Below are 22,874 nucleotides of genomic sequence, written 5' to 3' on the forward strand. Positions count from 1 at the left end.
ATGTCACAAACAGCCACACTGATCTTAACCCAGGGGCAGATTCATACCCTGGATAGCCAACAGCCCCGCGCCGAAGCGGTGGCGATTGCCGACGGTAAGATCCTTGCCGTCGGCACCGACGCGCAGATGATGTCTTACGCTGGCGAAGGCACGCAAATTATCGATCTTCACGGTCACACGGTGATCCCGGGGCTGAACGACTCGCACCTGCATCTGATTCGCGGCGGTCTGAACTATAACCTGGAGCTGCGCTGGGAAGGCGTGCCGTCGCTGGCTGACGCGCTGCGGATGCTTAAAGAGCAGGCCGACCGTACCCCGTCGCCGCAGTGGGTGCGGGTCGTCGGCGGCTGGAGCGAGTTCCAGTTTGCCGAACGTCGTATGCCGACGCTGGAAGAGCTGAACGATGCCGCGCCGGATACCCCGGTGTTCGTGCTGCACCTGTACGATCGCGCGCTGCTTAACCGTGCGGCGCTGAAGGCCGTAGGCTACACCAAAGAGACGCCGGCACCGGCGGGCGGCGAGATCGTGCGCGACAATAACGGCAACCCAACCGGGATGCTGATCGCGAAACCGAATGCCATGATCCTCTACGCCACGCTGGCGAAAGGGCCGAAGCTGCCGCTGGAGCAGCAGGTTAACTCCACTCGTCAATTTATGCGCGAGCTGAACCGTCTGGGGCTGACCAGCGCCATTGACGCTGGCGGCGGTTTCCAGAACTACCCGGATGATTACGAAATTATCGAACAGCTGCATGCTAACAAGCAGATGACGATTCGTATCGCTTATAACCTGTTTACCCAGCGTCCGAAGCAGGAGCTGGACGACTTTGAGCGCTGGACCGATATGCTCAAGCCGGGCCAGGGCACCGATTTCTATCGCGCCAACGGTGCGGGCGAAATGCTGGTGTTCTCGGCAGCCGATTTTGAGGACTTCCTGCAGCCGCGACCGGACCTGCCGCCGGGTATGGAAGATGAGCTGGAACGTGTGGTGCGCCATCTGGTTGAACACCGCTGGCCGTTCCGCCTGCATGCCACCTACGATGAATCCATCAGCCGCATGCTGGATGTGTTCGAGAAGGTTAACCGTGATATTCCGTTTAACGGCCTGCACTGGTTCTTTGACCACGCAGAAACCATTACCGAGCGTAATATCGAGCGCGTGAAGGCGCTGGGCGGCGGTATTGCGGTGCAGCATCGTATGGCGTTCCAGGGGGAATACTTTGTCGATCGCTACGGCAAAGATGCGGTAAAACATACGCCGCCGGTGGCGAAGATGCTGGAGATGGAGGTCCCGGTTGGCTTAGGGACCGACGCAACCCGCGTGGCAAGCTATAACCCGTGGACGGCGCTGTACTGGCTGGTGTCCGGGCGCACGGTTGGCGGAATGTCGATGTACGACGACGAAAACCGACTGCCGCGTGATGTGGCGTTGGAACTCTGGACGGCAGGCAGCGCCTGGTTCTCCAGCGAGCAGGGGAAAAAAGGCCGTATCGCCGCTGGACAGCTCGCGGATCTGGTGACGTTGTCGAAAGATTACTTCAGCGTACCGGAAGAGGAAATTAAAGGTATTGAGTCGGTGATGACCCTCGTCGATGGCCGCGTGGTGTATGCCGCCGGGCACTTTACGCCGCTGGCACCGCCGCCGATTCCGGTCCTGCCGGAATGGTCTCCGGTGGTGAAAGTCCCGGGGCACTACCGTTCTGCGCCTCCGGGAACAGAGCATCTTGGCGCGGTGGTGCAGATGCACCAGTGCTGCGGGAGCTGCGGCGTTCACGGGCACCAGCATGACTTAGCGCGTAAATCCGGCGTGCCGGTATCCGACGATCGCGCGTTCTGGGGCGCGCTTGGCTGTTCCTGCTTCTCGTTCTAACCCTTTCTTCCAGCCCTTACGCGTGCGTAGGGGCTGTCTCTTTTTGCTAAAACGCTGTTCACTTTGCTAACAGACATGGCACAAATGCAACAATTTGTGTCATTCTGTTGTTTCCATAGACAGTGAAGGTGGAAACATGGATGAACTGCTAACCCTTGGCTGTATCGTTCTATTCTTCGCGCTGGTGGTGGTGCCGGTTCTGGCGATTGTTGCATTCCGGCGCAGCACGGCCGTTAGCGCAGAGCTGGCATTATTACGCCGTCGGATAGACGAACTTGAGCAGCGCGGTGCGGCGAATGCGCCGCAGCCACAGGCCGCGGCAGTCGCACCCGCAGCGGTGCTGCCCGAGCCGATGCCTGACAAGCCGCCCGTTATCGACGTTGCCCCTGAGCCTGAAAACCCCTGGCGTGCGCAGCCTAAAACGGAAACGGTGCCTATCCCTAAACCATCTGCTCAACAGCCATCCGCTTTTGGCGGAATCATGTCGTCCCTGGTGCGCTGGTTTATGCAAGGCAACCCGCTGGCAAAGCTGGGGATTTTGCTGCTCTTCCTCGGTCTTTCTTTCCTGCTGCGTTACACGGTTGAACATTCCCTATTTCCGCTGGAGCTGCGCCTGGCGGCAGCGGCGCTGTTTGCGATTGTCCTGCTGGTCGTAGGATGGCGGCTGCGGCATAAGCAACCGGTGTATGCGCTTATCCTGCAAGGCGGGGCGACGGGGGCGCTCTATCTCACCGTCTTTGGGGCGTTCCGGCTGTGGCAGATGCTGCCAATCACGCTGGCTTTCGTGCTGCTGGTGGTCATTTGCGCGGCGAGCGTGGGCCTGGCGATTTTACAAAAAGCGCTTAGCCTCGCGATGCTGGCAAGCCTCGGCGGTTATCTGGCACCGCTGCTGCTTTCCACCGGCGGCGGCAGCCATGTGGCGCTCTTCTCTTTCTACCTTCTGCTTTCCGTCGGTATTCTCGCGATTAGCATCTGGCAACACTGGCGGGAGCTTAACCTCCTCGGCCTGTTGTTTACCTTTGGCGTTGGCGGTATTTGGGGGCTCGAAGGCTATCGGCCGGAGTATTACCTGAGCTGCCAGCTTTTCCTGATAGCCAATACGATCCTTTTTGGCGTGCTGAGCGTGGCGCTGTCGCTACGTGCGCAGGAGAAAGGTAAGCAGATTATTGATGGGGTGCTGTTGTTTGCGCCGCCGTTAATGGGTTTTGGTATGCAGTATGCTATCACCCGGCATATGGAATACGGCCCGGCGCTCAGCGCGCTAGGCTACGGCGGTTTCTATCTGGCGTTAGCCTGGCTGGCACTGCGTCGCTATCCGGCTTTGGGAAGGCCGCTGGTGCTGGCGGCGCTGGCGCTGGGCGGGGTATTCACCACGCTCGCTATCCCGCTGGCGCTTTCGGCACGCTGGACGGCGATGGCCTGGGCGCTGGAAGGTCTCGGCATCCTCTGGCTGGGCGTTCAGCAGCAGCAGCGGCGAATGAGCTATAGCGGCACGGCGCTGCTGGTACTGGCCGTGGGCAGCGCGCTGTGGGCGCAGATGAACGGGACGTCTGCGCTTTCCCTGATGCTGATCTTCGCAGTACTTAGCCTCAGCTGGCTGGCCGCGGCCTGGCTGTGGCGTCATATTCAGCGCCAGGGCAGTTGGGTTCTGCTGGCTGGCGGCCTGATCTTCTGGATAGTTGCGCTCATTGGTGCATCGCAGCTGGTGCTGAAAAAAGACTCGCTGGTGCTGTCTGGCGTACTGGCGCTCATGGCAATATCGGTCTGGGGCTGGCGGATGGTCGCCGAACGTCTGGCATGGCGGGCGCTGGATGCCAGTAAATGGCTGCTGTGGCCGACGATGCTGGTGGTGCTGATGTCGCAGATTTCGCAGCAGGTGATTTTTGCCGCGGGCTGGCAGAATCTGGCCTGGTGTCTGGCCTTACCCGCGGCGGGGGCGCTGCTCTGGCGTGATGCCGCAGCCTTGCCATCGCGTTTGTCGAGACTGGCGCACCTGTCGCTTTTCTGGATGATTTTGCTGGCGCTGGCGACGGAGCTGTTCTGGTTTACGCAGGATCTGCCATGGGGCATGGCGGCGTGGGGCAGTGGCCTGATGATGGCCGCGGGTGGCCTGCTTATCTTCCTCGTCAATGAGGCGGTTCATCGTCAGCGATGGCCGTTCCGCGTCTGGCCAGCACTCTACGCTTCTCAGGCGATGATTCCGGTTGCGCTGGCATTGGTTATCCTGCTGGTGCTGACGAATTTGCAGGATGGTGTGGTTTATCGTCAGAGCTGGCTGCCGCTGGTGAATCCGCTGGAAGAGGGGGCCGCTTTTGCGCTACTGGGGCTGATCGTGTTTTATCGCGTTTCACAGCGCGACTTCCCGACGCCGCTTTCACTATGCCGCCCCTGGCCGCTGGTTGCGCTGCTGTCGCTCAGCTTCTGGTGGCTGAATGGCATCCTGCTGCGCTCGCTGGCCTGGTACGGTGAAGTGGCCTGGAACGTGGAGGCGCTGTGGCATTCGCGGCTGATTCAGACCTGTTTCGCGCTGTTCTGGATGCTGGCGGCGTTGATCGTGATGCTGCGTGCGACGCGGCGTCGCTCCCGTCGGGAATGGCTGTGTGGCGCCGTACTGCTCGGGATAGTCATTGTGAAGCTGATGCTGGTAGACAGCGCCCGCGGCGGCGGCCTGGCGCGTGCCGTTGCGTTTATTGGCGTGGCGATTCTGGTGCTTATCGTTGGGTATTTTTCGCCGTTACCGCCCAAAGAGGAGACGAAAAATGAAATGGATTAATGCGGCATTATGCGGCGTGCTGCTCGCCGCCTCGGGGGCCGCGCTCAGCAGCGAAAGCGTTCAGGAATCGCCTACGGATTATGCGTCAGGCGTTGTGCTGGAAACCTCAGGCACATCGCCGTGGTATCGCGTTTCGCTTCTGCAAACGGTCTATCAGAGCACCGCCTGGCCGGATTTGCGCGATGTGCGGGTCTTTAACCATCAGGGGGATACGGTGCCGTTCGCGCTGGTGGCGCAGAAAACCCGGAGCGTGACGCCAGAGGCGATAGCGCTGCGGCTGTTTCCGCTCGATATGTCGCTGGCCCCGCCGCGCGATGATGCACGAACCGGTGGTGAGTCTTTGGTTTTTCGCGCCAAAAGCGGGGTCGAAATTCATTTGCAAAGCGATGACGTCAGCGCCATTGGACAGAGCTTTTTATTGACGCTGCCTGAAACGATGACGGACTCGCTTTCGCTGGCGAAGCTGCGGCTTAACTGGGAGACGCCGGCACAGAGCTGGCAGGGTAAAGCCTCAGTTTATGTCAGCCGTGATTTGCGTAACTGGCGGCCTGTGCAAGAAGACGCGCCGTTGCTGGATCTGACGCGCGATAACGATCGTCTGAAAATGGACACTATCAGCGCCAGCCTGACGCTCTCTGCGCAAGGTAATCGCTACCTGCTGGTGATCTTCGACGCGAAAAGTCCGGCGCCGGCGTTACGCAGCGTCAGCGCCATCGCTGAGGCAAACGAACCCGAGTCAGAGCAGATCGTGATAATGGCTCAGGGGGAGCGGCTATCGGATGAGGAAGCCATCTGGCGCTGGACGCGGCCGCAGCCTCTGACGTCGCTACGTATCGATCTGGCCAGCGAAGGCGTTCTGCCGGTGGAGCTGGCCTGGCGTAGCGATGAAAATGAGCCCTGGCAACCGCTGACAAAAACCGTGCTGTATCGTCTGGAGGGGAAACGCGCAGAAGATATTCTTTTCTCCGGCCAACGTATTCAGGCCATCAGGATGAAAACCGTCAGCGCGCGATTACCGCAGGCGCTCCCCGCGCTGAGCGGCGCGCGCGACAGCTATCAACTGGTGTTTAACGCGCAGGGCAAAGGCCCCTATGTGCTGGCGTGGGGAAATCGGGCCGCAGAGCAGGCCGATGTTGGGCTCGATTTACTGATTCCGGCCTCGCTGCGTACAACGCAGCCCATCAACGAGCTTCCGTGGGCGGTTCCTGGCGATAACGTCACGCTTGGCGGAGACGCGCGGCTGACGGCAACGTCGGTTGGCGAACAGCAAAGCCAGTGGCAAACGCTGCTGGTGTGGGGGGCACTGATACTTGGGGTGGCCGTGCTGGCGTTTATGGCGTGGCGAATCTGGCGGGAAGTGAAAAAAGAACGTGCGGATTAAGCCATAAAAAAGGCTCGCCATGGCGAGCCTTTTTTCAATTCAACCGATTACAGGCTGGAGACGTTTTCGCTCAGGTATTTCGCCACGCCGTCCGGAGACGCGTTCATACCTTCTTTGCCTTTTTCCCACTGTGCCGGGCACACTTCGCCGTGCTCTTCGTGGAACTGCAGCGCATCAACCATACGCAGCATTTCGTCAATGTTACGGCCCAGCGGCAGGTCGTTAACCACCTGGTGACGCACGATGCCGTTAGCGTCGATCAGGAAGGAACCGCGCAGCGCAACGCCTTCGTCCGGGTGCTCGATACCGTAAGCCTGCTGAATTTCACGCTTAACGTCAGCCACCATCGCGTATTTCACCGCACCGATGCCACCTTTGTCGACCGGGGTGTTACGCCATGCGTTGTGAACAAATTCGGAGTCAAAAGAGACGCCAACCACTTCAACGCCGCGCTTCTGGAACTCTTCGTAACGTTTGTCGAAGGCAATCAGCTCAGACGGGCAGACGAAGGTGAAGTCCATCGGCCAGAAGAACAGAACGGTGGCTTTACCCTGGGTGTGCTGTTTGAAATTGAATTTCTCAACGATTTCACCGTTGCCCAGTACCGCTGCAGCGGTGAAGTCAGGCGCTTGACGAGTAACCAGAACCATGGGGTTCTCCTTTGAATTTATAAGGTTAATGGAACGCAACGCGGGCCAGTATAGGGGGGGAAGGCGGTTAACACAAAAAGGCTATGACAATTAATTAGATAGGTTTTTCCTATTGATATTTTATTTTTCCCAAAAGAATAAGCATAGCTGTTCCTGGTCATAGCGCAAGGGCTATAGCGCTTTGTTTTTCGCTTTGAGCATCATTTGCGGGTAAAACTGCCAGAAATGGGTTTCCAGCCCGGCATAATGGGCGTCGAGGTCGTGCCATGAATCGCGCAGGGCGTCGAGCTTAGGGCGGCGGCTGGCCATGCCGTTGAGGACGCGTTGGATGAAATCCATGTCGCTGTAGCGCTCCAGCCAGCGCTCTGACCAGAGGTGTTCGTTGAGGGTAATAAAACGCGCCGGGGCCTGCGGTAGAATGTGGGTGACTTCCGCATGGGCATAGTGCACAAAGTCGGTAAGGGCGATATCCGGCGAAATTTGCGCCCAGTGACGCGACAGAAAGTGATCCCACATGACATCAAGCGAAATGGGGGCAACGCGGCGCGTTTGCGGACGGAACCACTCACGGGCCGCTTTCACCTGCGGCAGGCTGTCGGTCATCACGTCAATGCGTCGGTGCATATGAATACCGTCAACGACCGCGGCGGGATAGTCCTGCTGCGGGTTGCCGCGCACAAAATCGGCCAGTAAATTTCCCGACAGCGAACTGTCGGCGAGGTGTGCGAGGTGCAGGTGTGCGAGAAAATTCATTGATTGTTCTTTATCCAGAGGGGTAAGGGTTGCAGGGACGACGCCCCGGCACTAGACTACCCGCCTCATTATTAAGCCCAGAGTCACAGTCATGCGCGTTACCGATTTCTCCTTTGAATTACCTGAATCCCTGATTGCCCACTACCCGCAGGCCGAGCGCAGCAGCTGTCGCTTACTGTCTCTGGACGGGCCAACGGGCGCGCTGACGCACGGTACTTTCACCGATTTGCTCGATAAGCTCAACCCTGGCGATCTGCTGGTCTTTAACAACACCCGCGTGATCCCGGCGCGCCTGTTTGGCCGCAAAGCCAGCGGCGGCAAGATTGAAGTGCTGGTCGAGCGTATGCTGGATGATAAACGTATTCTGGCACATATTCGCGCCTCTAAAGCGCCGAAACCGGGCGCCGAGCTGCTGCTGGGCGACGACGAGAGCATCAAAGCAACGATGGTTGCGCGCCACGATGCGCTGTTCGAAGTGGAATTTGACGATGCGCGCAGCGTGCTGGATATCCTCAACGCCATCGGCCATATGCCGCTGCCGCCGTATATCGATCGCCCGGACGAAGATGCCGACCGCGAGCTGTATCAAACCGTTTATAGCGAAAAGCCTGGCGCCGTTGCTGCACCGACCGCGGGTCTGCATTTTGACGAGCCGCTGCTGGCCAGGCTTCGTGAGAAAGGCATCGAGATGGCATTCGTGACGCTGCACGTGGGTGCGGGCACTTTCCAGCCGGTGCGCGTCGATAGTATTGAAGATCACATCATGCACTCCGAATATGCGGAAGTGCCGCAGGACGTGGTGGATGCGGTGCTGGCGGCGAAAGCGCGCGGCAACCGCGTGGTGGCGGTTGGCACCACCTCCGTGCGTTCGCTGGAAAGCGCAGCGCAGGCGGCAAAAGATGAACTGATTGCGCCCTTCTTCGGCGATACGCAAATCTTTATTTTCCCTGGCTATCAATACCAGGTGATTGATGCGCTGGTCACCAACTTCCATCTGCCGGAATCAACGCTGATTATGCTGGTATCGGCGTTTGCTGGTTATAAAAACACCATGAACGCCTATCATGAAGCCGTAAAAGCGGAATATCGCTTTTTTAGTTACGGTGATGCCATGTTTATCACGTACAATCCGCAGGCTATTTCTGAGCGTGTCGGGGATTAACGCCGCGACATGAGTGTTTAAAACGTCGGACTGTTTTTCTGACGCAGGAGTGAAGATGAAATTTGAACTGGACACCACAGACGGTCGCGCTCGCCGCGGCCGCCTGGTTTTCGATCGTGGCGTAGTGGAAACGCCTGCTTTTATGCCGGTGGGGACTTACGGCACCGTGAAAGGCATGACGCCGGAAGAAGTTGAAGCCACCGGCGCGCAGATTATCCTCGGCAATACCTTCCACCTGTGGCTGCGCCCGGGTCAGGAAATCATGAAACTGCACGGCGACCTGCACGATTTCATGCAGTGGAAAGGCCCAATCCTGACCGACTCCGGCGGTTTCCAGGTCTTTAGCCTGGGCGATATCCGTAAGATCACCGAGCAGGGCGTGCATTTCCGCAACCCGATCAACGGCGATCCGATTTTCCTCGATCCGGAAAAATCCATGGAGATTCAGTACGATCTCGGTTCCGACATCGTGATGATCTTCGACGAATGTACGCCGTACCCGGCGGACTGGGACTACGCGAAGCGCTCCATGGAGATGTCTCTGCGCTGGGCAAAACGCAGCCGTGACCGCTTTGACGGTCTGGGTAACAAAAATGCGCTGTTTGGCATCATCCAGGGCAGCGTTTACGAAGATTTACGTGATATCTCCGTGAAAGGTCTGGTAGAGATAGGCTTTGATGGCTACGCTGTCGGCGGTTTGGCGGTCGGCGAGCCGAAGGAAGACATGCACCGTATTCTGGAGCACGTTTGCCCGCAGATTCCGGCCGACAAGCCGCGCTACCTGATGGGGGTGGGCAAACCGGAAGATCTGGTTGAAGGCGTACGCCGCGGTATCGATATGTTTGACTGCGTCATGCCAACGCGTAACGCCCGTAACGGTCACCTGTTTGTGACCGACGGCGTGGTGAAAATCCGCAATGCGAAGCATAAAAGCGATACCAGCCCGCTCGATGCCGAGTGTGATTGCTACACTTGTCGCAATTATTCACGTGCATACTTGCATCATCTTGACCGTTGCAACGAAATATTGGGCGCGCGCCTCAATACCATTCATAACCTTCGTTACTACCAGCGCTTAATGGCTGGTTTACGCAAGGCTATTGAAGAGGGTAAATTAGAGAGCTTCGTGGCCGATTTTTACCAACGTCAGGGGCGCTCCGTTCCACCTTTGAACGTTGATTAATTTTAATAATGAGGGAAATTTAATGAGCTTTTTTATTTCTGATGCGGTAGCGGCAACAGGTGCTCCGGCGCAGGGCAGCCCGATGTCTCTGATTCTGATGCTGGTGGTATTTGGTCTGATTTTCTACTTCATGATCCTGCGTCCACAGCAAAAGCGCACCAAAGAGCACAAAAATCTGATGAACTCCATCGCAAAAGGCGATGAAGTCCTGACTAACGGTGGCCTGGTAGGTCGTGTGACCAAAGTAGCGGAAACTGGCTACATTGCTATCGCACTGAACGACACCACTGAAGTGGTTATCAAACGTGACTTCGTAGCTGCCGTTCTGCCGAAAGGCACCATGAAGGCGCTGTAATATTCCGTTTTCCCAAAGGGAACTGCCGTGTTAAACCGTTATCCTTTGTGGAAGTACATCATGCTGGTCGTCGTGATTATCGTCGGCCTGCTTTACGCACTTCCCAACCTGTATGGTGAGGATCCGGCCGTTCAAATCACTGGCGTGCGCGGTGTCGCCGCCAGTGAGCAAACGCTGATCCAGGTCCAGAAAACGTTACAAGAAGAAAAAATTACCGCTAAGTCTGTGGCACTGGAAGAGGGCGCAATTCTTGCGCGCTTCGACACCACCGACATCCAGCTGCGCGCGCGTGAAGCGTTGATGAGCGTACTGGGTGACAAATATGTCGTGGCGCTTAACCTTGCTCCGGCAACGCCGCGCTGGCTGGCTGCGATTCACGCAGAGCCGATGAAGCTCGGTCTTGATCTGCGTGGTGGCGTTCACTTCCTGATGGAAGTGGATATGGACACCGCGTTGGGCAAGCTGCAGGAACAAAATATCGACAGTCTGCGCAGCGATCTGCGTGAGAAAAACATCCCGTATTCCAACGTTCGTAAAGAAGACAACTACGGTCTGAGCATTACGTTCCGTGACGCTAACGCTCGCGACCAGGCGATTGCGTACCTGACCCCGCGTCACCGCGATATGGTGATTAGCGCGCAGGGAAGTACAGCGCTGCGTGCGGTCATGACCGACGCTCGTCTGAGCGAAGCGCGTGAGTACGCGGTTCAGCAGAACATTAACATTCTGCGTAACCGTGTTAACCAGTTGGGCGTTGCTGAGCCAGTAGTTCAGCGTCAGGGTGCTGACCGCATTGTGGTTGAGCTGCCGGGTATTCAGGATACGGCGCGAGCCAAAGAGATTCTGGGCGCGACCGCGACGCTGGAATTCCGTCTGGTCAATACCAACGTCGATCAGGCGGCTGCCGCATCTGGCCGCGTGCCGGGCGATTCTGAAGTGAAAAACACCCGCGAAGGCCAGCCGGTTGTGCTGTACAAGCGTGTGATTCTGACCGGTGACCATATCACCGACTCCACTTCGAGCCAGGATGAGTACAACCAGCCGCAGGTGAACATCTCACTCGATAGCGCGGGTGGTAACATCATGTCTAACTTCACTAAGGACAACATCGGTAAGCCGATGGCGACCCTGTTCGTGGAGTACAAAGACAGCGGTAAGAAGGACGCCAACGGCCGCGCCGTGCTGGTGAAACAGGAAGAGGTGATTAACATCGCCAACATCCAGTCTCGCCTGGGTAACAGCTTCCGTATCACCGGTATCGGCAACCCGAATGAAGCACGTCAGCTGTCGCTGCTGCTGCGCGCGGGTGCGTTGATTGCGCCAATCCAGATTGTGGAAGAGCGTACCATCGGCCCAACGCTGGGTATGCAGAACATCAAGCAGGGCCTGGAAGCCTGTCTGGCCGGCCTGGTGGTCTCTATCCTGTTTATGATCTTCTTCTATAAGAAGTTCGGTCTGATTGCGACCAGCGCGCTGATTGCTAACCTGGTGCTGATCGTCGGTATCATGTCGCTGCTGCCTGGCGCAACGTTGAGTATGCCAGGGATAGCGGGGATTGTGTTAACCCTTGCCGTTGCGGTCGATGCTAACGTTCTGATCAACGAACGTATCAAAGAAGAGTTGAGCAACGGGCGTTCGGTCCAGCAGGCGATCAACGAGGGCTATGCCGGCGCGTTCAGTTCCATCTTCGATGCGAACATCACGACGCTGATTAAAGTCCTGATCCTGTACGCAGCCGGTACCGGTGCCATTAAAGGGTTCGCGATTACGACCGGTATCGGTGTTGCAACGTCGATGTTTACCGCGATTGTAGGTACTCGTGCCATCGTAAACCTGTTGTATGGCGGCAAACGCATCAACAAGCTGTCAATCTGAGGAGTGCGATGTGGCACAGGAATATACTGTTGAACAATTGAACCACGGCCGTAAAGTCTATGACTTTATGCGCTGGGACTACTGGGCTTTCGGCATCTCTGGCGTCTTGCTGATTGCGGCCATCGTCGTGATGGGCGTACGCGGCTTTAACTGGGGTCTCGATTTCACCGGTGGTACGGTGATTGAAATCACGCTGGAAAAACCGGCTGAGATGGACGTGATGCGCGATGCGCTGGAGAAAGCGGGCTTTGTTGACCCGCTTCTGCAGAACTTCGGTAGCAGCCATGACATTATGGTACGTATGCCGCCTACAAAAGGGGCGGACGGCGGCCAGGTGTTGGGCAGCAAGGTGCTGAGCGTGATTAACGAGTCCACCAACCAGAACGCCGCGGTGAAGCGTATTGAGTTCGTGGGGCCTAGCGTAGGGGCCGATCTGGCGCAAACCGGCGCGATGGCGCTGCTGGTGGCGCTGATCTCTATCCTGGTGTACGTCGGTTTCCGCTTTGAGTGGCGACTGGCGGCGGGGGTCGTTATCTCGCTGGCGCACGACGTGATCATCACTCTTGGGATACTGTCGCTGTTCCAGATTGAGATTGACCTGACCATCGTGGCCTCGTTGATGTCGGTCATCGGCTACTCGCTCAACGACAGTATCGTGGTATCTGACCGTATTCGTGAGAACTTCCGCAAGATTCGTCGCGGTACGCCTTACGAAATCTTTAACGTGTCGCTGACCCAGACGCTGCACCGTACGTTGATTACCTCCGGTACCACGTTAGTGGTCATTCTGATGCTGTACCTCTTCGGTGGTCCGGTACTGGAAGGCTTCTCGCTGACCATGCTGATCGGTGTTTCCATCGGTACTGCGTCGTCTATCTACGTGGCATCGGCGCTGGCGCTGAAGCTGGGTATGAAGCGCGAGCACATGCTGCAGCAGAAAGTCGAGAAAGAAGGGGCGGATCAGCCGTCTATTCTGCCGTAATCTGCCGCACTCAGGGCACGAATAAAAGCCGCAACGCCGTAGGGTGTTGCGGCTTTTTTATTGCCCATTTAGACTGTGCGTATTCCGTTACCTTGAACACGACATATCGAGTCATTATGGCCATCATCCCAAAAAACTACGTGCGGCTGGAAAGCGGCTACCGTGAAAAAGCGCTGAAACTGTTCCCGTGGGTGTGCGGGCGCTGCTCGCGCGAGTTCGTCTACTCCAACCTGCGTGAGCTGACGGTTCATCATATGGATCACGACCATACCAATAACCCGGAAGATGGCAGCAACTGGGAGCTTCTGTGCCTGTTCTGCCACGATCACGAGCACTCAAAATATACCGAGGCGGACCAGTACGGTTCAACGGTGGTGGCCGGGGAAGATGCGCAGAAAGATGTCGGTGAAGCGACCTATAACCCGTTTGCTGACCTGAAAGCGATGCTGAACAAAAAGAAATAAGCGGCACCGCGGGCGCGCTGTAACGCATACATCATCGCTGGAATCCCGATCGCAAGATTGGGATTTTTTCGTTTTAAAGTCATGCAGATAGCCGTGATAAGCGTAGAATCGGCGGCAAGCCGGGTGTACCCGGTGAGGCGCAATGTTGCGGGGGCTTGATCCCCGGTGGCCTTGTCGCTGGAAAGAGAAAACCCCCGCACGTTGTTTGGTATAAACCGGCAACATAACGGGGGCAATCCTATCTCTAGACAAGTTGAGGATAGCCGCGAACCGTTGCCATTGCAACCAAGGCGGCTGTATGACGCTCACGGAAGTTTGCATTATTGTCTGGCACGATCTGGCAGCACCAACGCTGGTCGGTATTGCGACAGGTCTGTTTTTAGGCTGGTGGCATAGTCAGAGATAAGGTGAGGTGGGCGAACCTGCCGCCCGCGTGGCAGCATGCGCCCGAAACAGGCCAGAGGGTAACCTCTGGCCTTTTTTGCGGTGTCGAACTTAGAAGTTGTAACCTACAACCAGGTAACCACCCCAACCGGTAGACTTCGCGTTGAAGTCGCCTTCGCCCCAGTTCAGGGTATTGCCACCCTGCCACTGGCCGCCGTTATGGAAGTAACGGGCAACAACAGAGTAGTGCCAGTGATCGTAGTTCAGCGCCAGGATATGGCTGGACGCGATAGAGTTGCTGGTACGGTTTGGTTCATCGCCCAGGTCTGAACCCCAGTCGAAGTTGGTGAAGCCGATGTAGCTCAGCTTGCCGCCCCACAGGTCGCTAATCGGTACAAAGTATTTCACTTTGAAGCGGTAGCCGTCCCACTCGTTTTCGTTCGCTGCGCCGTAGTTCTGCCACTGGTATTTAGCATACACGTTCATGGACAGGCTCATTGGCAGGCCGGTGTCGATATCGGTACCCAGACCCATATACCAGGTGCTCTGGCGGCTGGCCTTGTTGTCACCCATATCGTAGATATAGTTGTTGGCGATATACCACTCTTTGAACGGGCCGAAGCTCAGGTCGGCGCCGGTCAGCTTATCGATAGAGAAGCGCGGCTCGATCTCCATGAACAGCGGGGAGCCGTCAGACCATACGCCTTTATCGTTGCCGTTACCCCAGTCGAAGGTTTTCGGAATATCGATATAGCCGTAGAAGTCCAGCCAGTCTTTCTTGGCGAAGGCTTCGTACTCCAGATAAACGTCGTTGTTCAGTTTCGGGGAGAAACGGGTGTGGTAGCTACCTACCACGTTTACGCTCTGATGCCACCAGTCAGAGACATACTGCGGCTGAGAGTCGCCTGCTGCGTTAGCAGTGAAAGATGCGGTAAGCGCCAGCGCGGCACCGGCTGCCAGTAATGTTTTTTTCATATTTATGCCACTAATAAAAAAATTCGAAAGAGAGTGATTTTTATCACCGAAGCTTTTCTAAATGTTTCATGTTTCTGCGAGCCTATTATATGAATCCTTGCTCACGAAAATCAGTCACACTTCACACATTTTTCAAACGCGTAATCGATTGCGTTCACGTTTGCGTAGTTTAGACGCGGGGATTGTACTTATGGAGTGAATTATTGCAAATGTTTACATACGCAAAGCATGGGCAGTGTAAAGGAAGAGGGCATCGCTGAGGGCGGCGCTATAACGCGTTTATCGTTTACAGCGCCGGGTAAAAGATTACTGTACGCCGGCGGGCTGGACGTCGTGAATACGGACGAAGCCCAGCTGATCTGGCGTGACGCCATTCAGCTGCAGAGGAATATCGACGTCGCTGGGTGCCAGCACGCTAGCCGGGGCGGAGAACAGCTGATTCTGTACGTTCACTTCCTGATAGCGTTCGGTCGTGCCCTGGATCTGTCCCCATTCGACGGTGCCGGTAAACGCCGGAAGCGGATCGTTGGATTCCCCTTGAATACGCAGCGTTAACGCCGTGCCCTGGGCGTTAGCGGCGACGTTACGCAACGACATACGCAGCGTGCCAATCTGGCTATTCAGTCGAGCCGGCGTGTTGGCGCCCGGCAGCAGATACGCGCCCTGGGTCGATTTTGCATTCAGCGCGTTTTGCTGGGTAATCTTCACCGTTTCTTTGTTAAGCTGCGTCATCTCGCTGCTCAATGCGCTAATGTTCTGGTGCATTTGCCTCACTTCCGACTGCTGCGCGCAGGCGCTCAGGCTGACGAGGCTTCCCAGCAGGGCTATTCTTAGGTAACGTCTTGTCATTCTGTCTGTTTCCTTCTTTTCGGGATAACGCAATGTTAGCGCGCAATGCGGTTTATCGCATCGATCCATTGTCTCAAAAACAGCTGCCTTTGTTGTCATCGCAGTTCAGGGTAAAATAGGTTTTATCAACCCTCATCGTCAGGACGTCGTATGCACTGCCCATTCTGTTTCGCCGTAGACACTAAAGTGATTGACTCCCGTCTTGTGGGAGAAGGTTCCTCCGTTCGCCGCCGTCGGCAATGCCTGGTGTGTAACGAACGTTTCACCACCTTTGAGGTGGCTGAACTGGTGATGCCGCGCGTGGTAAAAAGTAACGACGTGCGCGAACCGTTCAACGAAGACAAGCTGCGCAGCGGTATGCTCAGAGCGCTGGAAAAGCGCCCGGTGAGCGCCGATGACGTAGAAATGGCGATTAATCATATTAAATCGCACCTGCGCGCGACCGGCGAGCGTGAAGTGCCGAGCAAGCTGCTGGGTAATCTGGTCATGGAGCAGCTGAAAAAGCTGGATAAAGTGGCCTACATCCGCTTTGCGTCGGTGTACCGCAGCTTTGAAGATATCAAAGAGTTCGGCGAGGAAATCGCCCGCTTACAGGACTAAGCTATGCACGATGAAATGTACATGGCGCGGGCGCTCAAGCTGGCGCAGCGCGGTCGCTTTACCACCCATCCCAACCCGCGAGTTGGCTGCGTGATTGTCAATCAGGGTGAAATCGTCGGTGAAGGCTACCATTACCGCGCCGGGGAGCCGCATGCGGAAGTACACGCGCTGCGCATGGCGGGTGACAAAGCCAAAGGCGCCACCGCCTATGTGACGCTGGAGCCGTGCAGCCACCATGGTCGTACGCCGCCGTGCTGCGATGCGCTGATTGCGGCAGGCGTTTCCCGCGTCGTCGCCGCGATGCAGGATCCAAACCCGCAGGTTGCTGGGCGAGGCCTATACCGCTTGCAGCAGGCCGGCATTGAAGTCAGCCACGGGCTGATGATGAGCGAGGCCGAGGCGCTGAATAAAGGTTTCCTCAAGCGGATGCGTACCGGCTTCCCGTTCGTCCAGCTCAAACTCGGGGCATCGCTCGACGGTCGCACGGCGATGGCCAGCGGTGAAAGTCAGTGGATCACCTCGCCACAGGCGCGTCGTGACGTGCAGCGCCTGCGCGCGGAGAGTCACGCGATTTTAACCAGCAGCGCCACGGTGCTGGCAGACGATCCGGCGCTGACTGTGCGCTGGGATGAACTGGATACGCAAACTCAGGCGCGCTACCCGCAGGAGAACCTGCGCCAGCCGCTGCGTATTGTTATCGACAGCGGCAACCGCGTGACGCCGGAGCACCGGATTGTGCATCAGCCGGGTGAAACCCTGTTTGCCCGCACCACGGGCGACAGCCGCATCTGGCCGGAAGGTGTGCAGACGCTGAAGGTGCCGGAGCATAACGGTCATCTTGACCTGGTGCTGATGATGATGCAGCTGGGTAAACAGCAAATTAACAGCATTTGGGTGGAGGCGGGCCCGACGCTTGCCGGCGCGCTGATTCAGGCCGGGCTGGTGGACGAGCTTATCGTCTATATCGCGCCTAAACTGTTAGGTAGCGATGCTCGCGGATTATGTGTGCTGCCAGGCCTTGAGAAACTGGCCGATGCGCCCCATTTCAAATTCAATGAGATACGACAGGTAGGCCCGGATGTTTGCCTGCATTTAACCACTGCGTGAGGCTTTCCCAATTAGAGGAAGCAGCGCCCAGAATATTATGATAAAATCCGCCCCCCTGCGGGGCAAATGAACCCAAAGGAAGAGTATGAACATTATTGAAGCTAACGTTGCTACCCCGGACGCTCGCGTCGCCATCACCATCGCGCGTTTCAACAACTTTATCAATGACAGCCTGCTGGAAGGTGCTATCGACGCCCTGAAGCGCATTGGTCAGGTTAAAGATGAAAACATCACCGTTGTTTGGGTTCCAGGTGCTTATGAACTGCCGCTGGCGGCTGGCGCACTGGCTAAAACCGGTAAATACGATGCAGTGATCGCGCTGGGTACGGTTATCCGTGGCGGCACGGCGCACTTCGAATATGTCGCTGGCGGGGCAAGCAATGGCCTGGCGCACGTCGCTCAGGACAGCGAAATCCCGGTAGCCTTTGGTGTTCTGACCACCGAAAGTATTGAACAAGCCATCGAACGTGCTGGCACAAAAGCCGGTAACAAAGGTGCAGAAGCTGCACTGACCGCGCTTGAAATGATTAATGTATTGAAAGCCATCAAGGCCTGATTTTTGTAAGGGGAAATCCGTGAAACCTGCTGCTCGTCGCCGCGCCCGTGAGTGTGCCGTCCAGGCGCTTTACTCCTGGCAGTTGTCCCAGAACGACATCGCCGATGTTGAATACCAGTTCCTGGCGGAACAAGACGTGAAAGACGTTGACGTCCTGTACTTCCGTGAACTGCTGTCCGGGGTGGCGACTAACAGCGCGTACCTCGATGGATTGATGAAGCCGTATCTGTCCCGTCTGCTTGATGAGCTGGGTCAGGTGGAAAAAGCCGTACTGCGCATTGCGCTGTTCGAACTGTCAAAACGTGACGATGTGCCGTACAAAGTGGCCATCAACGAAGCGATCGAGCTGGCGAAAACCTTCGGTGCTGAAGACAGCCACAAGTTCGTCAACGGCGTGCTGGATAAAGCCGCTCCTGCAATTCGTCCCCACAAAAAGTAATCTCCAGGCCGGCGCGCGGGTGGCATACGCCATCCCCCCGGCCTTGTTTTATCCTTCTGCTGAGGCATAACGTATGGCATGCGGCGAATTTTCCCTGATTGCCCGTTATTTTGACCGAGTACGCAACGCCCGTCTCGACGTAGAAACCGGCATCGGCGACGACTGCGCATTACTCAATATTCCTGAAAAACAGACGCTGGCTATCAGCACCGACACGCTGGTGGCGGGCAATCATTTCCTCCCTGATATCGATCCGGCCGATCTCGCGTATAAAGCGCTCGCGGTAAATGTCAGCGATCTGGCGGCAATGGGCGCGGATCCTGCGTGGTTGACGCTAGCCTTAACTCTTCCTGAAGTGGATGAAACGTGGCTGGCAGCCTTCAGCGACAGCCTGTTTGAACAGCTGAGCTACTACGATATGCAGCTGATCGGTGGCGATACCACCAAAGGGCCGCTGTCGATGACGCTGGGTATCCACGGCTACGTGCCGGTAGGCCGCGCGCTGAAGCGTTCGGGAGCGAAACCGGGGGACTGGATCTACGTGACCGGTACGCCGGGCGATAGCGCCGCGGGGCTGGCGCTGATCCTTAACCAACTGACGATAGATAACGCTGACGACGCTGCGTATCTGCGCCAGCGCCACCTGCGGCCAACGCCGCGCGTACTGCAAGGTCAGGCATTGCGCGATCTTGCCAGCGCCGCTATCGATCTTTCCGATGGGCTGATTTCTGATTTGGGGCATATCCTTAAAGCAAGCGGGGGGCTTGGCGCGCGTATTGATCTTGACGCGATGCCGTACTCTGACGCGCTGCGTCGTCACGCTTCGCCGGAGCAAGCCTGCCGCTGGGCGCTGTCCGGTGGTGAAGACTATGAGCTGTGCTTTACCGTACCGGAGCTGAACCGCGGTGCGCTGGAAGTGGCTCTGGGTCAGTTAGGCACCGCGTTTACCTGCATTGGGCAGATTAGCGCCGATGTTGAAGGTATGCATTTCACACAGGATGGAAAGGCGATAACGCTGGACTGGAAGGGGTACGATCATTTTGGCTAAGAACGATATTGCGAAAAGCCGCCTGAATTTACGCAACCCGTGGCACCTGCTTGCTACCGGGTTCGGCAGCGGCCTGAGCCCGATAGTGCCGGGAACGATGGGCTCAATTGCCGCGATCCCGTTCTGGTATCTGCTGACGTTTCTGCCGCTACAGATCTACTCTCTGGTGGTGATGTTTGGCATCTGTATCGGTGTCTACATATGCCGCCGCACGGCGCGAGATATGGGGACCCACGATCACGGCAGCATCGTGTGGGACGAGTTTATTGGAATGTGGATCACCCTGATGGCCATCCCGGCGATGACCTGGCAGTGGGTATTGGCCGGGTTTGTGGTGTTCCGTATTTTCGACATGTGGAAGCCGTGGCCGATCCGCTGGTTTGACCGTAACGTCCACGGTGGGATGGGGATCATGATCGATGATATCGTCGCCGGGGTGATTTCGGCGGGGATTTTGTACGTGGTGGGGCACCACCTCCTGTAGTCCTGTTGGCCGGATAAGGCGAAGCCGTTATCCGGCAACGCAGCGGGAAGCCTGATGGCGCTGCGCTTATCAGGCCTACTTAAATCCCACCACCGGATGCGGTTGGTACGGCGCTTCCATCGATGCAATCTGCTCCGGCGTCAGCGTAATATCCACCGCATTCAGCAGCTCATCGAGCTGATCTTCACGCGATGCGCCAATAATCGGCGCTGCCACGCCAGGTTTACTCAATAGCCACGCCAGCGCCGTCTGCGCCCGGCTCGCCTCGACCTCTTCGGCCACGCGTTCGAGCTCCCCCGCGATCTGCTCGTCATTCTCTTCCGTGGCGCTGTACAGCGTTTGCCCAAACTCATCGGACACCAGCCGCGCGGTGGTTTCTCCCCACGGCCGCGTCAGACGACCGCGCGCCAGCGGGCTCCACGGAATAACCGCGACGCCTTCCTGCGCGCACAGTGGCAGCATATCGCGCTCTTCTTCCCGGTAGATCAGGTTGTAGTGGTCCTGCATGGTGACAAACGGCGTCCAGCCGTTGGCTTTTTGCAGCGCCAGCGCATGGGCGAACTGGCGGGCGTGCATGGATGACGCGCCGATAAACCGTGCTTTACCCGACTTCACCACGGCGTCCAGCGCTTCCAGCGTCTCTTCTATGGGGGTGCGGTAGTCCCAGCGGTGGATTTGTAGCAGGTCGACGTACTCCATACCAAGGCGGCGGAGGCTGTCGTCGATCGAGCGGAGTATTTGTGCGCGGGAGAGGCCTTCTTCAAGATCACCAACCTGATGGTAAACCTTGGTGGCCACCACCACGTCATCACGGCGGGCAAAATCGCGCAGCGCGCGGCCGACAATCTCCTCGCTGCTGCCGTCGGAATAGCTGTTGGCGGTGTCGAAAAAGTTAATGCCGCCTTCCAGTGCGCGCTGGATGATCGGGCGGCTGCTGTCTTCCGGCAGCGTCCAGGCATGCTTACCCCGATCCGGTTCGCCGAATGTCATACAGCCAAGGCAGAGACGAGAGACCCGAAGGCCAGTGTGTCCTAAGGTATCGTATTGCATGAATCAGCTCCTGCTAGCGGGTAAAAGGTTTCCCTTAAGCATAGCAGGAGCGATAGGCGGGTTATGCTAACCAGGCCGCGATCTTCGCTTCGATGCCCGCGGCATCGAGGCCGAGCTCGGCGTGCATCTCTTCCTGGGTACCCTGAGGAATGAAGAAATCAGGCAGGCCGATGTTGAGCACCGGCACCGGCTTACGATGTGCCATCAGCACCTCGTTCACGCCGCTTCCCGCACCGCCTAGCGTGGCGTTTTCTTCCAGCGTGACCAGAGACTCATGGCGCGCGGCCATCTCCAGAATCAGGCTCTCATCCAGCGGCTTCACGAAGCGCATATCGACCAGCGTGGCGTTAAGCTTCTCGGCGACCGCCTCGGCCTGCGCAAGCAGCGTACCGAAGTTAAGAATGGCCAGCTTCTCGCCCTCGCGTTTCACCACGCCTTTGCCCAGCGGCAGTTTTTCCAGCGGCTTCAGCTCTGCGCCGGTGCCGCTGCCGCGCGGATAACGCACGGCGCTCGGCCCTTCGCTGTAGTGGTAGCCGGTGTAGAGCATCTGACGACACTCGTTTTCATCGCTTGGCGTCATGATAACCATATCCGGGATACAGCGCAGATAGGAGAGGTCGAACGCCCCCTGGTGGGTTTGCCCGTCGGCGCCAACGATCCCCGCACGGTCGATAGCGAACAGGACCGGCAGTTTCTGAATCGCCACGTCGTGGATCACCTGATCGTAGGCGCGCTGTAAGAAGGTGGAGTAAATGGCTACCACCGGCTTATTGCCGCCAATCGCCAGCCCGGCGGCGAACGTGACCGCATGCTGTTCGGCAATCGCTACGTCAAAATACTGGTCCGGGTATTTTTTGGAAAACTCAACCATGCCCGAGCCTTCACGCATCGCGGGCGTCACCGCCATCAGCTTGCTGTCTTTGGCTGCGGTTTCGCACAGCCAGTCGCCGAAGATTTTCGAGTACGACGGCAGGCCGCCGCTGCTTTTCGGCAACTTGCCGCTGGTGTGGTCGAATTTAGGCACCGCATGGAAGGTGATCGGGTCTTTCTCGGCCGGTTCATAGCCACGGCCTTTTTTGGTCATGATGTGCAGGAACTGCGGACCTTTCAGGTCGCGCATGTTTTTCAGCGTATTGACCAGACCCAGTACGTCGTGACCGTCGACCGGCCCGATATAGTTGAAGCCCAGTTCTTCAAACAGCGTGCCCGGCACCACCATGCCTTTGATATGTTCTTCGGTTCGTTTGAGCAGCTCTTTAATCGGTGGCACGCCGGAGAAGACTTTCTTGCCGCCTTCCCGTAGCGAGGAGTAGAGCTTGCCCGAGAGCAGCTGCGCCAGATGGTTGTTCAGCGCGCCGACGTTCTCGGAAATCGACATTTCATTGTCGTTCAGCACCACCAGCATATCCGGCTTGATATCGCCCGCATGGTTCATGGCTTCAAACGCCATCCCGGCGGTGATGGCGCCGTCGCCAATCACGCAGACGGTGCGGCGCTGCTTGTTTTCTCTGCCCGCGGCTACGGCAATGCCGATACCGGCGGAAATAGATGTGGAGGAGTGGCCGACGCTCAGCACGTCGTATTCGCTCTCACCGCGCCACGGGAACGGATGCAGGCCGCCCTTCTGGCGGATGGTGCCGATTTTGTCACGGCGGCCGGTCAGAATTTTATGCGGATAAGCCTGGTGGCCGACGTCCCAGATGAGCTGGTCGAACGGCGTGTTATAGACGTAGTGCAGCGCCACGGTGAGCTCCACCGTGCCAAGCCCGGAGGCGAAGTGTCCGCTGGAACGGCTCACGCTGTCGAGCAGGTAACGACGCAGCTCGTCGCACAGCTTCGGCAGGCTCTCTTTCGGCAGCAGGCGCAGCTCCTGAGTGGAGTCAACCAGCGCCAGGGTCGGGTATTTGGCAATATCAAAACTCATCAGAGACTCAT

Annotated in this window: 22 protein-coding genes; 16 read left to right on the forward strand and 6 right to left on the reverse strand. The window is 57.4% G+C overall.

Annotated features, from left to right (window positions below):
- The 3 genes from H7R58_RS05480 (at position 1) to H7R58_RS05490 (ending at position 6,023) form a co-directional block, all read left to right on the forward strand.
- Positions 1 to 1,869: an amidohydrolase gene (locus H7R58_RS05480; protein WP_106928058.1), complete on the forward strand. Its 1,869-nt coding sequence runs from the start codon at positions 1 to 3 to the stop codon at positions 1,867 to 1,869.
- A 136-nt stretch (positions 1,870 to 2,005) separates the two neighbouring features.
- Entirely contained in the window at positions 2,006 to 4,642 is a 2,637-nt protein-coding gene (locus tag H7R58_RS05485) for a DUF2339 domain-containing protein (protein ID WP_182929399.1), read from the forward strand.
- Positions 4,629 to 6,023, forward strand: a complete 1,395-nt coding sequence (locus tag H7R58_RS05490; protein WP_182929398.1) for a DUF3999 domain-containing protein — start codon at positions 4,629 to 4,631, stop codon at positions 6,021 to 6,023. Before H7R58_RS05485 ends, H7R58_RS05490 begins: the two co-directional genes overlap by 14 nt.
- Positions 6,024 to 6,070: 47 nt before the next feature.
- Here the strand turns inward: H7R58_RS05490 and H7R58_RS05495 are convergent, their stop codons facing one another.
- Both H7R58_RS05495 and acpH read right to left on the reverse strand, forming a co-directional pair.
- Positions 6,071 to 6,673: a peroxiredoxin gene (locus H7R58_RS05495; RefSeq protein WP_106928052.1), complete on the reverse strand. Its 603-nt coding sequence runs from the start codon at positions 6,671 to 6,673 to the stop codon at positions 6,071 to 6,073.
- Between the two features lie 171 nt (positions 6,674 to 6,844).
- Positions 6,845 to 7,426 carry an ACP phosphodiesterase gene (acpH, locus tag H7R58_RS05500; RefSeq protein WP_106928050.1) on the reverse strand — a complete coding sequence of 194 codons (582 nt, stop codon included), beginning with the start codon at positions 7,424 to 7,426 and terminating at the stop codon, positions 6,845 to 6,847.
- A 91-nt stretch (positions 7,427 to 7,517) separates the two neighbouring features.
- On the opposite strand from acpH, the gene queA reads away from it, so the two are divergent.
- The 7 genes from queA to H7R58_RS05535 all read left to right on the forward strand — a co-directional run bounded on the left by queA (position 7,518) and on the right by H7R58_RS05535 (position 13,853).
- Positions 7,518 to 8,588: a tRNA preQ1(34) S-adenosylmethionine ribosyltransferase-isomerase QueA gene (gene queA, locus H7R58_RS05505; protein WP_106928048.1), complete on the forward strand. Its 1,071-nt coding sequence runs from the start codon at positions 7,518 to 7,520 to the stop codon at positions 8,586 to 8,588.
- A gap of 55 nt (positions 8,589 to 8,643) precedes the next feature.
- Positions 8,644 to 9,771 carry a tRNA guanosine(34) transglycosylase Tgt gene (gene tgt, locus H7R58_RS05510; RefSeq protein WP_106928046.1) on the forward strand — a complete coding sequence of 376 codons (1,128 nt, stop codon included), beginning with the start codon at positions 8,644 to 8,646 and terminating at the stop codon, positions 9,769 to 9,771.
- Positions 9,772 to 9,793: 22 nt separating this feature from the next.
- Positions 9,794 to 10,126, forward strand: coding sequence for a preprotein translocase subunit YajC (gene yajC / locus H7R58_RS05515; protein ID WP_002890398.1), 333 nt, complete (start codon positions 9,794 to 9,796; stop codon positions 10,124 to 10,126).
- Positions 10,127 to 10,153: 27 nt separating this feature from the next.
- Positions 10,154 to 12,001, forward strand: coding sequence for a protein translocase subunit SecD (gene secD / locus H7R58_RS05520; RefSeq protein ID WP_182934669.1), 1,848 nt, complete (start codon positions 10,154 to 10,156; stop codon positions 11,999 to 12,001).
- A 10-nt stretch (positions 12,002 to 12,011) separates the two neighbouring features.
- The gene (secF, locus tag H7R58_RS05525) at positions 12,012 to 12,983 is read left to right on the forward strand and encodes a protein translocase subunit SecF (protein ID WP_182929396.1); all 972 of its coding nucleotides are present in this window, start codon (positions 12,012 to 12,014) and stop codon (positions 12,981 to 12,983) included.
- A gap of 116 nt (positions 12,984 to 13,099) precedes the next feature.
- Positions 13,100 to 13,447: an HNH nuclease YajD gene (gene yajD / locus H7R58_RS05530; RefSeq protein WP_035895149.1), complete on the forward strand. Its 348-nt coding sequence runs from the start codon at positions 13,100 to 13,102 to the stop codon at positions 13,445 to 13,447.
- Between the two features lie 298 nt (positions 13,448 to 13,745).
- Complete coding sequence (locus H7R58_RS05535; protein WP_035895150.1) at positions 13,746 to 13,853, forward strand: type I toxin-antitoxin system toxin Ldr family protein; 108 nt, start codon at positions 13,746 to 13,748, stop codon at positions 13,851 to 13,853.
- Between the two features lie 89 nt (positions 13,854 to 13,942).
- Here H7R58_RS05535 and H7R58_RS05540 read toward each other — a convergent pair whose 3' ends face one another.
- Together H7R58_RS05540 and H7R58_RS05545 are read right to left on the reverse strand one after the other, a co-directional pair.
- A complete protein-coding gene (locus tag H7R58_RS05540) occupies positions 13,943 to 14,806 on the reverse strand; it encodes a nucleoside-specific channel-forming protein Tsx (protein WP_106928040.1) in 864 nt (287 codons plus the stop codon).
- Between the two features lie 306 nt (positions 14,807 to 15,112).
- Positions 15,113 to 15,655, reverse strand: a complete 543-nt coding sequence (locus tag H7R58_RS05545; protein WP_182929395.1) for a SadB/YajI family lipoprotein — start codon at positions 15,653 to 15,655, stop codon at positions 15,113 to 15,115.
- Between the two features lie 150 nt (positions 15,656 to 15,805).
- Here H7R58_RS05545 and nrdR point away from each other — a divergent pair, with 150 nt between their 5' ends.
- From nrdR to pgpA, 6 genes are all read left to right on the forward strand, one after another.
- Positions 15,806 to 16,255, forward strand: a complete 450-nt coding sequence (nrdR, locus tag H7R58_RS05550; RefSeq protein WP_061282153.1) for a transcriptional regulator NrdR — start codon at positions 15,806 to 15,808, stop codon at positions 16,253 to 16,255.
- A gap of 3 nt (positions 16,256 to 16,258) precedes the next feature.
- The gene (ribD, locus tag H7R58_RS05555) at positions 16,259 to 17,362 is read left to right on the forward strand and encodes a bifunctional diaminohydroxyphosphoribosylaminopyrimidine deaminase/5-amino-6-(5-phosphoribosylamino)uracil reductase RibD (RefSeq protein WP_182929394.1); all 1,104 of its coding nucleotides are present in this window, start codon (positions 16,259 to 16,261) and stop codon (positions 17,360 to 17,362) included.
- Positions 17,363 to 17,447: 85 nt separating this feature from the next.
- Complete coding sequence (gene ribE / locus H7R58_RS05560; protein ID WP_001021161.1) at positions 17,448 to 17,918, forward strand: 6,7-dimethyl-8-ribityllumazine synthase; 471 nt, start codon at positions 17,448 to 17,450, stop codon at positions 17,916 to 17,918.
- A 19-nt stretch (positions 17,919 to 17,937) separates the two neighbouring features.
- Complete coding sequence (nusB, locus tag H7R58_RS05565; RefSeq protein ID WP_064547866.1) at positions 17,938 to 18,357, forward strand: transcription antitermination factor NusB; 420 nt, start codon at positions 17,938 to 17,940, stop codon at positions 18,355 to 18,357.
- A gap of 73 nt (positions 18,358 to 18,430) precedes the next feature.
- Entirely contained in the window at positions 18,431 to 19,405 is a 975-nt protein-coding gene (gene thiL, locus H7R58_RS05570) for a thiamine-phosphate kinase (protein WP_106928034.1), read from the forward strand.
- A complete protein-coding gene (pgpA, locus tag H7R58_RS05575; RefSeq protein WP_106928032.1) occupies positions 19,392 to 19,889 on the forward strand; it encodes a phosphatidylglycerophosphatase A in 498 nt (165 codons plus the stop codon). Before thiL ends, pgpA begins: the two co-directional genes overlap by 14 nt.
- Positions 19,890 to 19,964: 75 nt before the next feature.
- Here pgpA and H7R58_RS05580 read toward each other — a convergent pair whose 3' ends face one another.
- Both H7R58_RS05580 and dxs read right to left on the reverse strand, forming a co-directional pair.
- Positions 19,965 to 20,939 (reverse strand): aldo/keto reductase, encoded by a 975-nt coding sequence (locus tag H7R58_RS05580; RefSeq protein ID WP_182929393.1) that lies wholly within the window; start codon positions 20,937 to 20,939, stop codon positions 19,965 to 19,967.
- 61 nt (positions 20,940 to 21,000) lie between these two features.
- Complete coding sequence (gene dxs, locus H7R58_RS05585; protein WP_106928028.1) at positions 21,001 to 22,863, reverse strand: 1-deoxy-D-xylulose-5-phosphate synthase; 1,863 nt, start codon at positions 22,861 to 22,863, stop codon at positions 21,001 to 21,003.
- Positions 22,864 to 22,874 lie beyond the last annotated feature (11 nt).

The organism is Klebsiella sp. WP4-W18-ESBL-05, assembly GCF_014169075.1.
Taxonomy (GTDB): domain Bacteria; phylum Pseudomonadota; class Gammaproteobacteria; order Enterobacterales; family Enterobacteriaceae; genus Kluyvera; species Kluyvera ascorbata_B.

Bases quoted from the DNA above. Each gene is read 5' to 3' on its own strand.
- thiL (WP_106928034.1), top strand. From the start codon at position 18,431: ATGGCATGCGGCGAATTTTCCCTGATTGCCCGTTATTTTGACCGAGTA.
- nrdR (WP_061282153.1), top strand. From the start codon at position 15,806: ATGCACTGCCCATTCTGTTTCGCCGTAGACACTAAAGTGATTGACTCC.
- H7R58_RS05545 (WP_182929395.1), bottom strand. From the start codon at position 15,655: ATGACAAGACGTTACCTAAGAATAGCCCTGCTGGGAAGCCTCGTCAGC.
- H7R58_RS05490 (WP_182929398.1), top strand. From the start codon at position 4,629: ATGAAATGGATTAATGCGGCATTATGCGGCGTGCTGCTCGCCGCCTCG.
- H7R58_RS05480 (WP_106928058.1), top strand. From the start codon at position 1: ATGTCACAAACAGCCACACTGATCTTAACCCAGGGGCAGATTCATACC.
- H7R58_RS05495 (WP_106928052.1), bottom strand. From the start codon at position 6,673: ATGGTTCTGGTTACTCGTCAAGCGCCTGACTTCACCGCTGCAGCGGTA.
- H7R58_RS05535 (WP_035895150.1), top strand. From the start codon at position 13,746: ATGACGCTCACGGAAGTTTGCATTATTGTCTGGCACGATCTGGCAGCA.
- tgt (WP_106928046.1), top strand. From the start codon at position 8,644: ATGAAATTTGAACTGGACACCACAGACGGTCGCGCTCGCCGCGGCCGC.
- H7R58_RS05580 (WP_182929393.1), bottom strand. From the start codon at position 20,939: ATGCAATACGATACCTTAGGACACACTGGCCTTCGGGTCTCTCGTCTC.
- queA (WP_106928048.1), top strand. From the start codon at position 7,518: ATGCGCGTTACCGATTTCTCCTTTGAATTACCTGAATCCCTGATTGCC.
- acpH (WP_106928050.1), bottom strand. From the start codon at position 7,426: ATGAATTTTCTCGCACACCTGCACCTCGCACACCTCGCCGACAGTTCG.
- dxs (WP_106928028.1), bottom strand. From the start codon at position 22,863: ATGAGTTTTGATATTGCCAAATACCCGACCCTGGCGCTGGTTGACTCC.
- ribD (WP_182929394.1), top strand. From the start codon at position 16,259: ATGCACGATGAAATGTACATGGCGCGGGCGCTCAAGCTGGCGCAGCGC.
- ribE (WP_001021161.1), top strand. From the start codon at position 17,448: ATGAACATTATTGAAGCTAACGTTGCTACCCCGGACGCTCGCGTCGCC.
- H7R58_RS05540 (WP_106928040.1), bottom strand. From the start codon at position 14,806: ATGAAAAAAACATTACTGGCAGCCGGTGCCGCGCTGGCGCTTACCGCA.
- H7R58_RS05485 (WP_182929399.1), top strand. From the start codon at position 2,006: ATGGATGAACTGCTAACCCTTGGCTGTATCGTTCTATTCTTCGCGCTG.
- yajC (WP_002890398.1), top strand. From the start codon at position 9,794: ATGAGCTTTTTTATTTCTGATGCGGTAGCGGCAACAGGTGCTCCGGCG.
- yajD (WP_035895149.1), top strand. From the start codon at position 13,100: ATGGCCATCATCCCAAAAAACTACGTGCGGCTGGAAAGCGGCTACCGT.